The sequence below is a fragment of the Bergeyella porcorum genome (assembly GCF_042427575.1).
Lineage (GTDB): Bacteria > Bacteroidota > Bacteroidia > Flavobacteriales > Weeksellaceae > Bergeyella > Bergeyella porcorum.
In genome coordinates, this window is the sequence record NZ_JBHMFD010000007.1 from 308,212 (window position 1) to 323,175 (window position 14,964).

The 14,964-nt window shown below is 37.4% G+C and carries 11 protein-coding genes; 6 read left to right on the forward strand and 5 right to left on the reverse strand.

Going from position 1 to position 14,964, the window contains the following annotated elements; all coding sequences use genetic code 11:
- Positions 1–73 precede the first annotated feature (73 nt).
- The 6 genes from ACFFUE_RS04755 to rodA all read left to right on the forward strand — a co-directional run bounded on the left by ACFFUE_RS04755 (position 74) and on the right by rodA (position 6,310).
- Positions 74–478: a hypothetical protein gene (locus tag ACFFUE_RS04755; RefSeq protein ID WP_376833055.1), complete on the forward strand. Its 405-nt coding sequence runs from the start codon at positions 74–76 to the stop codon at positions 476–478.
- A 134-nt stretch (positions 479–612) separates the two neighbouring features.
- Positions 613–1,638 (forward strand): rod shape-determining protein, encoded by a 1,026-nt coding sequence (locus ACFFUE_RS04760; RefSeq protein WP_376833057.1) that lies wholly within the window; start codon positions 613–615, stop codon positions 1,636–1,638.
- Positions 1,639–1,666: 28 nt separating this feature from the next.
- A complete protein-coding gene (gene mreC, locus ACFFUE_RS04765; protein ID WP_376833059.1) occupies positions 1,667–2,518 on the forward strand; it encodes a rod shape-determining protein MreC in 852 nt (283 codons plus the stop codon).
- On the forward strand, positions 2,511–3,017 hold the full coding sequence (locus ACFFUE_RS04770) for a rod shape-determining protein MreD (protein WP_376833061.1): 507 nt from the start codon (positions 2,511–2,513) through the stop codon (positions 3,015–3,017). Before mreC ends, ACFFUE_RS04770 begins: the two co-directional genes overlap by 8 nt.
- Entirely contained in the window at positions 3,014–5,074 is a 2,061-nt protein-coding gene (locus ACFFUE_RS04775) for a peptidoglycan D,D-transpeptidase FtsI family protein (RefSeq protein ID WP_376833063.1), read from the forward strand. The genes ACFFUE_RS04770 and ACFFUE_RS04775 overlap by 4 nt, the downstream gene beginning before the upstream one ends.
- Positions 5,075–5,080: 6 nt before the next feature.
- On the forward strand, positions 5,081–6,310 hold the full coding sequence (gene rodA, locus ACFFUE_RS04780; protein ID WP_376833067.1) for a rod shape-determining protein RodA: 1,230 nt from the start codon (positions 5,081–5,083) through the stop codon (positions 6,308–6,310).
- 476 nt (positions 6,311–6,786) lie between these two features.
- On the opposite strand, the gene ACFFUE_RS04785 is transcribed toward rodA, so the two are convergent.
- From ACFFUE_RS04785 to ACFFUE_RS04805, 5 genes are all read right to left on the reverse strand, one after another.
- Positions 6,787–7,332: a hypothetical protein gene (locus tag ACFFUE_RS04785; RefSeq protein ID WP_376833069.1), complete on the reverse strand. Its 546-nt coding sequence runs from the start codon at positions 7,330–7,332 to the stop codon at positions 6,787–6,789.
- Complete coding sequence (locus ACFFUE_RS04790) at positions 7,322–8,590, reverse strand: AAA family ATPase (RefSeq protein WP_376833071.1); 1,269 nt, start codon at positions 8,588–8,590, stop codon at positions 7,322–7,324. The genes ACFFUE_RS04785 and ACFFUE_RS04790 overlap by 11 nt, the downstream gene beginning before the upstream one ends.
- Before the next feature lie 35 nt (positions 8,591–8,625).
- Positions 8,626–10,422, reverse strand: coding sequence for a translation elongation factor 4 (gene lepA / locus ACFFUE_RS04795; protein ID WP_376833073.1), 1,797 nt, complete (start codon positions 10,420–10,422; stop codon positions 8,626–8,628).
- A 106-nt stretch (positions 10,423–10,528) separates the two neighbouring features.
- A complete protein-coding gene (locus tag ACFFUE_RS04800) occupies positions 10,529–11,902 on the reverse strand; it encodes a M949_1556 family lipoprotein (protein WP_376833075.1) in 1,374 nt (457 codons plus the stop codon).
- 23 nt (positions 11,903–11,925) lie between these two features.
- Positions 11,926–14,793, reverse strand: coding sequence for a carboxypeptidase regulatory-like domain-containing protein (locus ACFFUE_RS04805; protein ID WP_376833077.1), 2,868 nt, complete (start codon positions 14,791–14,793; stop codon positions 11,926–11,928).
- Positions 14,794–14,964: the final 171 nt, after the last annotated feature.

Here is a 14,964-nt window from a genome sequence, read left to right on the forward strand (position 1 = left end):
ATTGTGAGTTATTTTAGAAATAAGTATATTTACAAGCACTTAGTAACATTATAATATCTAAAAATACGGAATTATGAAACAAAAGTTGTTATTAATGAGTTTGGTTTTGATTTGTAATATTTTATTTAGTCAAAATCACAAGATGGTTTATACTATGAAATACAAGAGAGATTCTACAAACGAACAACTCGTGAAGAAAAATATGGTATTGCTGGTAGAAAAAGATAAAACGCTATTTATTTCTGAAAATCAATTTGAGCACGATTCCATTAAAATCAACTCAAAAGATAAAAGTAGTCAAAGAATATATGATTATGACTTTATGATTTTGGAAGACAAGTCCAAAGAAAAGACTGAACACTTTTTTAGTTTATTGACTGACTTATATTCTGTAACATTCAACTCACAAAACTTCAATACATTAAGCACTTTCCTACTACAAAAGCAGAAAAAACATATACTAACAAAATTTTTATAAATCTACTGAAAATTCAGTGGATTTTTTCTACATCTTTACCACAAGGAAAAATTTTAACCAAAAATATTAGGAGATAGTTTTTTCAGAAAAATCTAAATTTATATCTTTGTAAACTTAATAAACTTCGAACAAAAATGGGATTATTTGATATGTTCACGCAAGAGATTGCAATTGACTTAGGGACAGCTAACACACTGATTATACACAACAATAAAATCGTTATAGACCAGCCTTCTATTGTGGCAATAGAGCGTTCTACAGGCAAGCCTATTGCAGTAGGAGAGCAGGCAAAGCATATGCAAGGGAAGACTCACGAGGATATTAAAACCATTCGCCCACTGAAAGATGGAGTGATTGCAGACTTCCACGCTTCGGAGCATATGATAAAGGAATTTATTAAACAAATTCCAGGAATTAAAGGAAAATTGATTCAACCTGCACTTCGTATCGTGATTTGTATTCCATCAGGAATTACCGAGGTGGAAAAGAGAGCAGTAAGAGATTCCGCCCAAAAAGTAAATGCCAAAGAGGTGCGTCTTATCTATGAGCCAATGGCAGCCGCTATTGGGGTGGGTATAGATGTGCAAAAACCAGAGGGAAATATGATTATTGACATAGGTGGTGGTACTACGGAGATTGCTGTGGTATCTTTGGGTGGTATTGTTTGTGATGAATCTGTAAAAATTGCAGGAGATGTATTTACCGATGATATTGCCTACTATCTTAGAGAGCAGCATAACCTCTATGTGGGAGAGCGAACAGCGGAGAGAATCAAGATAGAAGTAGGCTCTGCAATGAGCGAGTTGGATATAGAAGTGGAAGACATCTCTGTACAAGGTAGGGATTTGATTACGGGTAAACCGAAAGAACTCACAATAGGCTACAAAGAAATTGCCAAAGCATTAGATAAGTCCATCAGCAGAATAGAAGAAGCTGTGATGAGAACATTGGCATCTACACCGCCAGAACTGGCTGCAGATATCTACAAAACAGGGATTTATCTTGCAGGAGGTGGTGCCTTGCTAAGAGGTTTGGATGAAAGGCTTCGCAGAAAAACAGATTTACCGGTATTTGTAGCGGAAGACCCACTAAGAGCGGTAGTACGAGGTACGGGTATTGCTCTTAAAAATATTGATAAATTCAACTTCTTGATTAAATAATTTTTTTTAACGGCTTACGGTTTTTGGGATGGGTTTTCTGTTGAGATTGTTTTCAAAGAATGCATTGTTTGTTTTCTTCATCTTCTTACAGCTTGTAGCATTGTTGCTCATTTTCAGTAGAAATTCTATGCAGCAGAGTTGGATGGCTGGGCAAACGGCAGCGTTCAATTCCACCGTTTCAGGCTATATAGATGAGGGAACATCTTATCTGAAATTGAAGGAAATCAATGAACAATTGGTAGTACAGAATAAGGAGCTGATGGAGCAACTCTATGGAAAACAAGGTGGAGGAAGAGCTGTAATAAGAAATGTGCACGATACTATAGGAGGTGGACAGGTGTTTAATATCATTGATGGAGAGATTGTTTATAACAGTATCAATAGGAAGGACAATTATTTCACCATCAACAGAGGTAAACTTCACGGTGTAGGGCCTCAGATGGGTGTTATTTCTCCTAGGGGAATAGCAGGAATTGTGGTTAATCATACAGAACGCTATGCCTTGGTACAGTCTATACTAAGTACCAATAAGATAAAAATCAATGCCGCACTGAAAAACTCTGGGCATTTCGGGACGCTCACTTGGAGAGGAGATGATGCTCGATTGATGCACCTTTCCGATATTCCCAAATATGTTCCTCTAAAAGTAGGTGATACTGTGATTACAGATGGTAAGTCTTCCATCTTTCCACAAGGCATTATGATAGGTAAAGTAGCCGGTTATCAGGTGGATAGCAAGACAGGGTTTTGGGATATCTCGGTGGAACTGAGCGAGTCTATGGGGAACCTTAGCAAAGTCTATGTTGTGAGAAACCTAAAGAAAAAAGAGATTGATAAAATACAAGATACCCTAAACGCCGCATTGAAGAAAAATGATTAGCAGAAATATTGCAACCGACCTATTGGTAATCGCTGTCTTGGTAGCGTTACAGATATTTGTTCTCAATAGAATTACGCTATTTGGGAAGTACACCCCCGTGCTTTATCCTGCGTTTGTGATGTTTTACCCTTTTTTCAGAAATAGATTTGTATTCTTAGGTTTAAGTTTTGTTTTAGGGCTAAGCATTGATGCTTTTCTTGGAACTTGGGGAATCAACGCCTTTGCTACCACAGCCATTGCGTATTTTAGAACCATTATTTTCAGAACATCTACGGATACCTCCACAGATTTTTTCTCTTTTCTTACTTTGCAATGGTCTCAGTTTTTATTTTTCATACTTTCCAGTATTTTTTTGCATCAAATGATTGTACAGTATATTGAGTTTTTTAAACTTAGCCGATTTTTTGAAGTCTTTTTCAATATTTTAGCCTCTAGTCTTATATCATTTGTGTTTATTTTGGTTTATGCCTTAGCATTTAAAATCAAGCAAAAAGTGTGAAATCTCAGTATCTTAAAATTACCATCGTTTTATCCGTCCTTGCTGTAATCTTTATCGCAAGGCTTGCTTATTTACAGCTGTTCACAGACCGATATGCCCTGAATGCCGCCAATACTTCCATCAAAATAGAGTACACTATCCCACAGCGTGGGATTATTTTGGATAGAAATGGAAGAATCTTGGTGAGTAATATGCCTTCATACGAAATATCCTTTACCCAAGCTTTATTAAAACCAGATTTTGATACCATTGGTTTTTGTAAACTGATGAACATCAGCAAAGAGGATTTTATTCAAAGGATTAAGACTATTAAAAAAGAAAAATACTACTCTCGCGTCACCCCGATGACTTTTATGAAAAACATCACCCGAGAGGAGATTGCCCGTATCCAAGAAATCATCTTTAAATATCCTGCCTTCAGTATCGTAGAACGCCCTCAGAGACAATACGAAGTTTCCACCTCTGGAAACCTACTAGGCTATACCAATGAAGTGGGAGAAAATGACATCAAAAAAGATTCCCTCTATTACCTCCCTGGTGATAACATCGGGAAATCTGGGGTGGAAAAATCCTACGAAAAAGAACTGAGAGGGATAAAAGGCGTAAAGTATGTTCAGAAAGATATCAAACTGAGAAGCATCGGCTCTTATAAAAATGGAGAATTGGATAGAGAAGTGGTTTCTGGTAAAGACATTACCCTTACCATAGACTATGATTTGCAGAAGATGGCAGAGGAAATGCTGGTGAACAAAAGAGGAGCCATAGTAGCATTAGACCCTAATAACGGGGAGATTCTTGTTTTGGCAACAGGACCAGATATAGACCCTAATCTCTTTGCAGGGCCAGATAAATCTAAACATATCAATCAATTGCTGAGAGATGATTTTAATACTCCAATGTTTGACCGCTCTACACAATCTGCCCATATGCCTGGTTCTACATTCAAAATGTTTACCGCTTTGGCAGGAATGCAAATGGGTGTAATGACGGATAAAACCATTTTCCCTTGCGGTGGAGGATTTAATTACCAAGGACTTAGAATCAAAGGGCACGGTGGTGCAGACCCGCTGATACCCGCCATTAAAGTATCCAGCAACTGTTACTTTTCATATGCCTTCTTGGCGATGGTCAATAAATACCCTGGCAATCCGTCCAAAGGTGTGGATGAATGGAAAAAAATAATGGAAAGTTTCGGCTTCGGAACATACTTGAACAACGACCTTGCAACGGGCGTGAAGGGAAGAATCCCTAATGGGGAGTTTTATGAAAAAAGAATGGCTGCCATCTATAAGGCAAGTGGCTCAAAAGCAGACCCTAAAAAATGGAATCCTCTCACCACAGGAGCTGTTTTTAATGGAATGGGACAAGGCGATGTGATGCTTACACCACTTCAGTTAGCCAATGGCGTGGCCGCTATTGCCAATAGAGGATGGTTTTATACGCCTCACATAGTGAAATCTATTGATGGAAAACCAAATCCTGACCCTCGCTTTAAAGAAAAGAAAAAAACATTGGTAGATGCCAAGCATTATGAATCTGTATTGAAAGGAATGGAACAAGTGGTCTTAGCAGGAACCGCAAGGGGGCTTCGCTCCACAGAGTTTACTCAATTGGCAAAGACGGGTACAGCACAAGTGCCGCAAGGGAAAGACAACTCGGTGTTTGTATTAATAGCTCCTGCGGATAAGCCTAAAATAGTCGTTGTAGCACTGATGGAACACGCTGGTTTTGGAGCAACTTGGGCGGGACCTGCCAGTACGGTAATTGCAGAAAAGTATCTAACGGGAACCTTGAAGCGTGAGCATCTTTATAAAAAAATGGTGAATGCCAGCTTTATGCCTGAATACCGCAGACAATGGATTGCAGACCAGAAGAGAAAGGGGCTTTATAAAGAACCTAACAAAGACTCTCTAAAAATAGTTTCCATAGAGGATAGCCTGAAAATGGTAACAGACCAAAAGAAAAGAGAAAACCTCATCAAAAGAAGAGATTCTCTAAAAATATTGCTGAAGAATAATAAGATAACCCCAATCAAAAATAATAATAAACGCCAATAAAAAACAATGAACTGGACACAAGGATTGGATAAATTGGGACTTGGGCTGTATATGATGATTTGCATCTTCGCGATTGCAAATATCTACAGTGTGGAGGCAGAGCTCGGAAAAAAACAATTGATATTTTTCTGTATTTCTCTGGTGGTAGGGTTCATTATTTTCGTAACGAGAACTAAGTTTTTTGAGAATCTTGCGGGAATTTTTTACATTGGTGGCGTATTGCTTTTAGTGGGTTTATTTCCTTTCGGAACTGAAATTCTTGGACAGAAAAACTGGTATAAATTCGGGAGTATTACAATGCAGCCTGTAGAGTTTGCGAAGATAGGTACCGCCCTGATGTTGTCCAACTATGTTGCCAATCCAGATTTTAATTTAAAGTATAAAAAATCACTATGGACCTCCATTCTCATCATTGGGATTCCTGCGGTGGTGGTATTAGCCATTCCAGATGTAGGTTCTCTATTGGTTTTTGGGGCGTTTGTTATTGCTTTATATCGCGAAGGATTGAGTGGCTGGGTCTTTGGTGTAGTTGCCATTTTTGCAGCGGTATTTCTTACCTCCATTGCTATTAATCCGTGGTATGTGATTTTAGGGATGGTATCATTAGTTGGAATTTTGATTTTATTCAATCAAAGTAGAATCAGTTGGAATATTATTACCATATCTTCCATTGTGGGGGTAGTGGGCGTGCTATCTGCTTTGGCATTGGCTACGCCTACGGTATTAGAAAAGCTTCCGAAACATCAGCGAGAAAGAATAGAGGTCCTTTATAAAGGTGAAAAAGCGTTTAGAGATACTTCGGGGTATAATCTTTTGTATTCTAAAACGGCGATAGGCTCTGGTGGCTTCTTTGGAAAAGGTTATCAGCAAGGCTCTGTAACGAAGGGGAAATTTGTGCCAGAGCAACAGACCGACTATATCTTTTGCACCGTGGGCGAAGAGTGGGGCTTCTTAGGAAGTACTATCCTGATTATTGCCTATGCCATCTATATCGGTAGGATTTATTATTTATCCGAAACCCAAAAAACCGTTTTCAATAGGGTGTTTGGCTATTCTTTCGCTTCTATTTTACTGTTGCATTTTACCATTAATATTGGGATGGTGATGGGGCTTTTCCCTACGGTAGGGATTCCATTGCCGTATTTCAGCTATGGTGGAAGTTCCCTTTTGGCATTTTCCATAATGACGGCTATTTTCTTCAAGCTCAATTACGCCGATAAAAACAGCCTAGTGTAAAAAGGAGTAATTTTTTATTGTGCACTTTTTAGCAAGATTTATATATTGATTATTTCTAATAAATCAATGAATATTCAATATACAATGTAAAATATTGAAAAATCATCACAAATAAAATTATTTCAAAGTAATTTCAATTGAATTTTATTCCACACATTATGTTTGAAACAAAATGCAACTGTAGGAAAGCCCAAACAATGATGTTTGTCATAAAATGCAAGCGTATGTAAAGCCCCGCAACTTGTTTGAAATAAAATGCAGCCGCAAGAAAGCCCAAACAATGATGTTTGTCATAAAATGCAAGCGTATGTATAGCCCCACAACTTGTTTGAAACAAAATGCAATTGCAGGAAAGCTTAAATCATAAGGTTTATTTAGAACAACGTCCTTTTGAAAACAAATAAGTAATGAAAACAAAAAATCCACAGAAAAACTTCTATGGATTTTTTAAATTTATCAATGTAATGAATCTCTAATCATTCAGTTTCAACACCGCCATAAATGCTGATTGTGGTACTTTGATATTTCTTAAAATAGTTATTTATCAGGTCTTGCAAATCCATTGCAACATAGTTGTTAGGTATTTTAGGAATCATTCTTTGCAATCTGTTTATTGCTTGTTGCACTTTATTATGCTGAAATACAAAAATATGTTCATTATGTATAGGAATTGAATTACCTAAAAAAACAATAGAATCATTTACTTTTTTTACTAAGTTTTCTCTACTTAAATTATCAGGATTTATGAAATTAAGTTTGAAATCCACCAAAACCATTTCACTATTATTATTCTCAGATATAGCAAAAGTAATATCCATTGATTTTGGTCTTTCTTCTCCTACCTCTATTGATTTTTTATCCTTAGCACAATCTAAATTCAAAACATCTACATCATTCAATAAATTAGGTATTTGCGATAAAGATTTATCTTCATTCTTCACTACTTCATTAAAATCTTGAATACAACAAGGATAAGTAGTAGAAACAGGATGATTTATTGTTTTCTGTTTATCATACTTCATCTCCTCCTCCGTATTGGTTTATTCTATCTAATGCAATATTAAATGAGCCAAAAATAGGATCAATTTCCTTTCCTAAATCCTTATAATTATAAGTAAATGTCTCTTTTTCTCTTTCGGCAAGATAGAAATTAACATTATCTAATATTCCTTCTTTTTCGGAGATATAGCGAATAGCACTCACCATATCAGGATTATGACTTGCTAAAACGAATTTCACGCCCAAATGTTTGTTCAATTTTACAATAATTCTTGCATATTCTACAATCCATTGAGGGTGCAGGTTGGATTCTGGTTCATCTATAATAAGCAAAGTATTCTTAGTGAGATGCCCCCCTTTCAATAATAATTGCAAAATAGAAAAGGCTTTAATCCCTGTGGCTACATCCAATAAGTCAAAAGTTTTTCCATCTATTCTTTTATACTTGAAATCATCATCAAATAAATCATCCTCTATATAAACATCTCCATTGATAATTTTAGAAATATCCTCTATATCTTCACTAATATTATTTTTATTACTATCACTTAATAATATATTCAAATCATCCCAATGTGTATTTTTATCTTCCACAGTAATACTCATAGGTGTATCTATATATACACAATTTCTTATAGTATAAGGAATCGATAAATTACTTTTACTCAAAGAGACGATAATATCATTAAACTCAAGAACCTCAAACCGACTAGGTAATTTACTGCCTGAAAACTCCTTAGAAAGTTCATTGATGAATAAAGAAATAGGTCTAGATTGCTTTTTACCATCAGCTTCCTTAAATTGATTTGTAATAAATTCTTGTATTTTTTCAAACCCTTTTTCTTCAGATATATTATCTCCTAGTACATCTTCTGTAATCTTGATTATTCTATTCCATCTAGGATTATCTACATCTAGAACATTATACTCTGTGAATAAGTGCTCAATTTTATCAATTAAGCTCACCCAATCTTGATATGAAGTATTTCTTCTTATCTTTCTAATATCTTCTCTTATTTCTCTTCTATCTCTTTGGGGTAGTTTACTTTCTTGTATGAGAATTTCAAGATAAAGTAATATAGAATTTAATTTACCTATTAACTGGTTATCTACTATAGACTCATAATTAGAAACCGTTTTATACAAAAAGTATAATAATTTAGAAAGCGTACTCTTACCACTTCCGTTTTCTCCTGCTACAAGAGTTATCCCATCTATTTTGATTTCCGCCTTACGGATGGCACGGAAATTTTCTATATTAATTCTTACATTTGAAGACATAGCTTAAATTTTATATTTATTGGTTGCCGGCTGCTCTAATCATTCAGTTTCAACACCGCCATAAATGCTGATTGCGGTACTTCTACTCGCCCGATTTGCTTCATTTTTTTCTTTCCTTCTTTCTGCTTTTCGAGGAGTTTTCGTTTACGAGAAATATCCCCACCATAACATTTTGCCGTTACATCTTTTCTTAGGGCTTTGATGGTTTCTCTGGCGATAACCTTCGTTCCGAGAGCTGCCTGTACAGCAATATCAAACTGCTGTCTTGGTATCAGTTCACGAAGCTTTTCACACATCTTTTTACCAATGCTATAGGCATTACTATCGTGGATTAATGATGAAAGAGCATCTACCATATCGCCATTGATGAGGATATCCATCTTCACCAGTTTGGAAGCACGGAAACCTATCGGGTGATAATCAAACGAGGCATAACCTTTGGAAATGGATTTCAGCCTATCGTAAAAATCAAATACTACCTCTGATAGTGGCATATTGAAAATCAATTCCACGCGGTCGGAAGTTAGGTAAGATTGATTCACAATTTCCCCTCGTTTCTCGATACACAGCGTCATTACGGCTCCTACAAAATCGGATTTTGTAATGATAGAAGCTTTGATGTAAGGCTCTTCTACCCTATCCAAAAGCGTAGGGTCTATCATCTCCGATGGGTTGTTAATCAAAATAGGCGTTTCTGGGTCTTTCTTAGAATAGCCGTGGTAAGATACATTGGGAACGGTGGTGATGACATTCATATTAAACTCTCTGTCCAAGCGTTCCTGAACGATTTCCATATGAAGCATCCCTAGGAAACCACATCGGAAACCAAAGCCCAAGGCGGCAGAACTTTCTGCCTCGAAGACCAAAGAAGCATCGTTCAATCTCAATTTTTCCAAAGAAGTTCTCAGCTCTTCAAAATCTTCTGACTCTACAGGGTAAATCCCCGCGAAAACCATTGGTTTCACCTCTTCAAATCCTTCAATAGGAGCATCGGCAGGTTTTTCTACACTGGTAATGGTATCGCCCACTTTTACCTCTCTGGCGTCTTTAATCCCAGAAATAATGTATCCCACATCGCCACAGGTGATTTCTTTTTTAGGAGCTTGTTTCAGTTTAAGCGTTCCTACCTCATCGGCTTCATAGGTTTTGTCTGTTGCCATAAACTTCACCTTTTCACCTTTTTTGATGCTTCCATTCACCACCTTAAAGTAGGCTTCAATTCCTCTAAAAGGATTGAACACGGAGTCAAAAATCAAGGCTTGAAGTGGTCCATCTGGGTTACCTTTCGGTGCAGGAATACGCTCTACGATTTGTTCTAAAAGCTCGTGAACGCCCTCTCCTGTTTTTCCAGAAACGCGAAGAACATCTTCGTACTCGCATCCGAGGAGGTTCATAATCTCATCGGTTACTTCTTCTGGATTGGCAGAAGGAAGGTCTATTTTATTCAAAATTGGAATAATCGTCAAGTCGTTTTCCAATGCCAAATAAAGGTTGGAAATGGTCTGTGCCTGAATGCTTTGTGCAGCATCTACGATGAGCAATGCTCCCTCGCACGCTGCAATAGAACGGGAAACTTCATAGGAGAAATCCACGTGCCCAGGCGTATCGATGAGGTTGAGGACATATTTTTCGCCCTTGTACTCATAGTCCATTTGGATGGCGTGAGATTTTATGGTAATTCCTCTTTCCTTTTCTAGGTCCATATCATCAAGAGTTTGTGCTTGCAACTCTCTTTGGCTCACGGTATTGGTATATTCCAAAAGTCTATCCGCAAGGGTAGATTTTCCGTGGTCGATATGTGCGATAATGCAAAAATTGCGTATGTTTTTCATTGAAATTGCGTATAGTGTGCAAATTTAAGTTTTTTTATGGAAAAATATAATAAAAAAATGAGACTGCAAACACAGTCTCATTTTAGGATATTTTAAATTTTAGGGATTATTGTAACTTAATATCATCTAGCTGCATCGTGGTTGTAAGTGTTCTACTTCCTTTGCCTTTGTATTCAAAGAAGATAAAACCTTTACCCGTAGCAGGAATAGTGTACTCACCACTATCTGTGAAACTACTAGCGTAGGTAGCAGTAGAGCCTTTTGCAATGGTAAATTTACCCGTAATATCCACAAACTTAGAAGGATCTACAAAACTGCCTGGTGTATAACTTGTGCTATAATAAACCTTCAAAACATCACCATTATTGAAGCCATCTTTAGTTTTAAAAGACAATTTAGAGCTTCCTGTAAATTCTGCTGGAATACCAAAATATGTGATAACATTAGAAGTTGCAAGATAAGCAGATAGTTCTAAGTATTTATTACTTTGGAAACTCTTCACCGCCCAATGTCTATTGCCTTCTACGGCATAATTATAGTAAGTAGGGTTATTAAGATTTGCCAAATCATAAGATGTAAAGTTTTCCGTAAAACTGGTTTTATACTCTAGATTACTTCCACCCAAAAGCCTTATCAAAACTCTATTTCCTGTGAACTGAACATCATCTAAGCTTCTGATAAGCATTTGCCAGCTGGTGTTGTATCTGCTCACTACAAAAGTAAGTGTACCATTGCCTTCTGGGATTTTTGTAGCACCAAAGGTAGAATATCCTGAATTTCTCAGCACGCTAGTTCCTCCCGTAATATCTTCTATTACTCTGTCTGTATCCGTAGCTGGGTTGAGTTCTACAAAAGTTTTACCTACTTCAGAATTAGCAAACTGTACATTAGGCACAGAAACAAGCATATTGATATACTTAACATCCTGAGCTGCTGAAAGGCTAGGCAACTGAAGCGGAACTATAGGTTCTACTACCATTTTTCCGTTCTCACATACACCAGATACATAATTTCTGAACTGAATGTCTGGAATTCTTCCGATGGCATAGCTTGGATCCACAGAACCGAGTTTTTTCACACCTCTATCTGTACCCAATACCAATCCATTGGCACGGATTCTAATCTTTGCTCCTACCGGCATATCCGAGTAATTGTTCACTTTTCTGGTTTCTATCTGCAGACCAACTGTTGGATTTTCTGGTTTATCTTGGATAGAAATGGTATTGTAAAAATTACCGTGCTCATCTGAAGAAACTACATATCCTTCCACGATAACCTCTGCACTATCGGCAGGGATGGTATAAGTACCAAATAGTGGAGCCTTTTTCACAAAATCTGCTAAAGTGATTGTAGCAGCGTTGAATTTATTCTCGCAAGCAATCGGTGGGATATCCCATTCATTATCTTGCACACAAGACTGTGTAGAAACAGCAAATAATGCTAATACTGATGCCGTTTTTAAAAATTTAGATATTGTCATTTTGATTGTTTTTAAAAATTAAATTAAAATCTGAATTGTAAATTCACGAAATAAGAACGCCCCTGAGTGTACCAAAATTTAGGTGCAAATAGTGAGTTCTCTCTGTCAAAATCTTGTACATAAGTTTGATAGCTTGTATTTCTGGTCTGTTCAAAGCCACTGGTGATATAGTTTTTATTATTCAAAACATTATTTACCGTAGCGGAAACCAATACATAATACTTGCCAATAAGCCAAGATTTACCTGCATTAACATTCACAAAATGTGCAGATGGCAACTGATACTGTGCAAGCACTCTTCTCAGCTCTGCCTCTGTAATATTAGCGTAAGGCGTTCCTGTATAGGCACTGTTTACAAAGTTCTCGGTTCTAAGCAATGCCGCTGGATCTAGATAATTGTGGTCTAAATAATTCCAATTAACACCTAGCCAATAGTATTTAGGTGAATTATAGCGAAGTCCTGCTGAGAAAGCCATCTGTGGCGTTCCACCTTGTCTGTAACCTTTAAGATAAGACTTGCCAAACTCTTCATAAGCCAAGCCATCTTTATATCTGGCCACCGCTTCGGATACGAAATAAACATTAGGATTGTTTCTATAAGTGTATTCCCCGTAGTTGGCCAACCCTTGGAATGTTAGCGTAGGTGTAATTTTCACTTCCAATCCAAGCTCTGCACCCATATTGCGTTTTTCTACATTAGACATCACTTCGGTAACGAAGGCACTCTGCACTATTCCCGCAGTACCATCTTCCGCTACATTGGTCAGCTGAATACCATCGGCAAAGAATCTTTGTGTTGTGGTATCATTCTGAGTATCAACAAGGAACCCTGTTAATCTCATTTTCACGAAAGGTGATGCTAAAACATAGCTCAAGTCATTGGCATTTACTACCGTATTCTTGATGTTCGGTGCTGTGGTATTGCTCAATCGTGGGTTGATAAATAAGTCTTCCAAGAAAGGAGCTTTGGAGAAATATGCACCATTGTAAACAAGGAAGTTTCTTCCGTCTATTTTATAGGTGACTTGCCCTTTTAAACCATAATCCAAAAACTCGTGGTTTTTGCTTCTTTGTCCACTTCTTTGATAGAGGAAATGCTTGAAGTTTCCTTCTCTGTATGAAGTAGAATAACCAAATAAACCAGAAACAAATACATCGAATTTATTGAGATTAACCTTCAACGCTGGATTCACTCTCACCTCTTGTCTTCCGTAGTTGTAATCGTAGCCTATTCTATCGCCTACGCGTTTGGTTACATTGGTTTCTCCTTCATTAAACTGTCCCGATGTTCCTGGGTTGTTAGTCGCTGCAAAAGGGTCTATATTCAAGGCAAAATCTGCTCCCAAGAGGTCTTTCACTTCACGATACTGATTGGAGAAATAATTTTGATAAGCAACATTAAGGAAGAATCTAGTTCTATCACTAAAATCGTGGGTTAAATGGGTATTGACATTCCAGATTTTATCATCGGTTACATCATCTACCATAAAGTACAAAGCTCTTCTTCCTGTAACGCCGTAGTACTCACCTTCTGGCTGCAATTGGTTTCTCTGATAAAGCAAATCCCAATTGATCTGCGTTACCGATGGATCTCCTGAAGACCAAGCATCAACCGCCTGATTATAAGCACTTCTTAGATTGAGAAGCTCTGCATCTGTAAGATTATCGGTCTGTACATTTTCCAATTGACTTAGGAAGTAGCTTGGTAATCTTCTGTAATAGGTAGGCGATGGATTTTGCACTCTAAACCAATCTAATCTAGAACTTCTATTCTTACCAAACTGATAAGAAACACTGGTCCAAAGGCTGGTTTTATCACTGATTTTCCAATAGTCTGATAACTGGAACATCGGTTGGAAGTTTTCTCTTACCCTTTCGCTTCGCTTCTCACCATTCTGATATCCCCAATAAGAGTTGTAATGCACACCTCTATAGTTATACACTTCCTGAGTATTAGGACTTGCGGTAGAGCGTCTGTAAGGCGCTCCAATAACATTAAAGGTAAGCGTTCTATTGCTATTCACCCTCTTCTCTACTCCTAGATAAGCACCATAAGCATCATAGAATGTACCTTCTTGGATGCCTTCTTCCGCCCATCGTCTGGCAATCATCCCTGTAAATGCCCAGCCGCTTTTACTCATTCCAGAGGAAAATCTATAAGAAAGACGATTCCTATAGTTTCTATTGGTAAGCGAGTAAGTCAGTTGGCTGCCTTTACGGTATTCACTGGCTTTGGTATTTTTGTAAATCACAGAACCTACTCCACCGAAAGCGTATTCTGAAGGTGCGTGGTTCACAGCAATCTCTGGATATCGGGTAATCTCATTAAGACCGCCCCAGTTTCCAAAATCGATGAAACCATTGGTTTGCTTCGCCATTGATATTCCGTTCATCATCGTTTCACTCAGTCTTCCATCAATACCACGAGGGCGGAACCAATAGAAGCCTAAATCATACGATGCTAAGCTACTGAAAACATCTCTAGAAGATTGAAGTACGCTTAATGAAGATTGCGTAGTTGCCTCATCATCTGTAACTGTATTGTCCAGCAAGGCAACACCTAGATCCGCAGAAGAAAGCGAAGACAATAGAGAAACCACGCCTAAGTTTTTCCTTTTTTCATCTTCGGACACGGCGAAATCAATTACTTTAGTCTCATAGTTGGGTTTTGTAATAACAAGCTGATAGTTCCCAGGCATCACATCCACAAACTGGAAGTAGCCTATTTTATCTGCCGTTTGCGAACCACCAACGCCCTTTAGCTCCACTTCGGCTCTTTCCACAATCGCTCCATTGCTATCTTTCAAATACCCAAACACCGTAGTCTGAGCATAAAAAGCAGCAGTAGATAAGACCGTTAAAAAGGGAATTAATGTTAACTTTTTGGTCATAATTACTAAATTTTAGTTTTAAAAAAAAATTGGGGATACAAATTTAGCACAATTTAAAACAACTCTCTTAAAAAGATTCCTTTTTTTCTACTGATGTATTTCATACAAAGCAAAATATAATATACCGTTCATATTCCACAAAATGATTTTCTCCCACATACACCCATCAAT

What these genes read in the sequence shown, in the direction of transcription:
- ACFFUE_RS04755 (WP_376833055.1), top strand. Translation starts at nt 74, where the DNA reads ATGAAACAAAAGTTGTTATTAATGAGTTTGGTTTTGATTTGTAATATT.
- ACFFUE_RS04760 (WP_376833057.1), top strand. Translation starts at nt 613, where the DNA reads ATGGGATTATTTGATATGTTCACGCAAGAGATTGCAATTGACTTAGGG.
- mreC (WP_376833059.1), top strand. Translation starts at nt 1,667, where the DNA reads ATGGGTTTTCTGTTGAGATTGTTTTCAAAGAATGCATTGTTTGTTTTC.
- ACFFUE_RS04770 (WP_376833061.1), top strand. Translation starts at nt 2,511, where the DNA reads ATGATTAGCAGAAATATTGCAACCGACCTATTGGTAATCGCTGTCTTG.
- rodA (WP_376833067.1), top strand. Translation starts at nt 5,081, where the DNA reads ATGAACTGGACACAAGGATTGGATAAATTGGGACTTGGGCTGTATATG.
- ACFFUE_RS04785 (WP_376833069.1), bottom strand. Translation starts at nt 7,332, where the DNA reads ATGAAGTATGATAAACAGAAAACAATAAATCATCCTGTTTCTACTACT.
- ACFFUE_RS04790 (WP_376833071.1), bottom strand. Translation starts at nt 8,590, where the DNA reads ATGTCTTCAAATGTAAGAATTAATATAGAAAATTTCCGTGCCATCCGT.
- lepA (WP_376833073.1), bottom strand. Translation starts at nt 10,422, where the DNA reads ATGAAAAACATACGCAATTTTTGCATTATCGCACATATCGACCACGGA.
- ACFFUE_RS04800 (WP_376833075.1), bottom strand. Translation starts at nt 11,902, where the DNA reads ATGACAATATCTAAATTTTTAAAAACGGCATCAGTATTAGCATTATTT.
- ACFFUE_RS04805 (WP_376833077.1), bottom strand. Translation starts at nt 14,793, where the DNA reads ATGACCAAAAAGTTAACATTAATTCCCTTTTTAACGGTCTTATCTACT.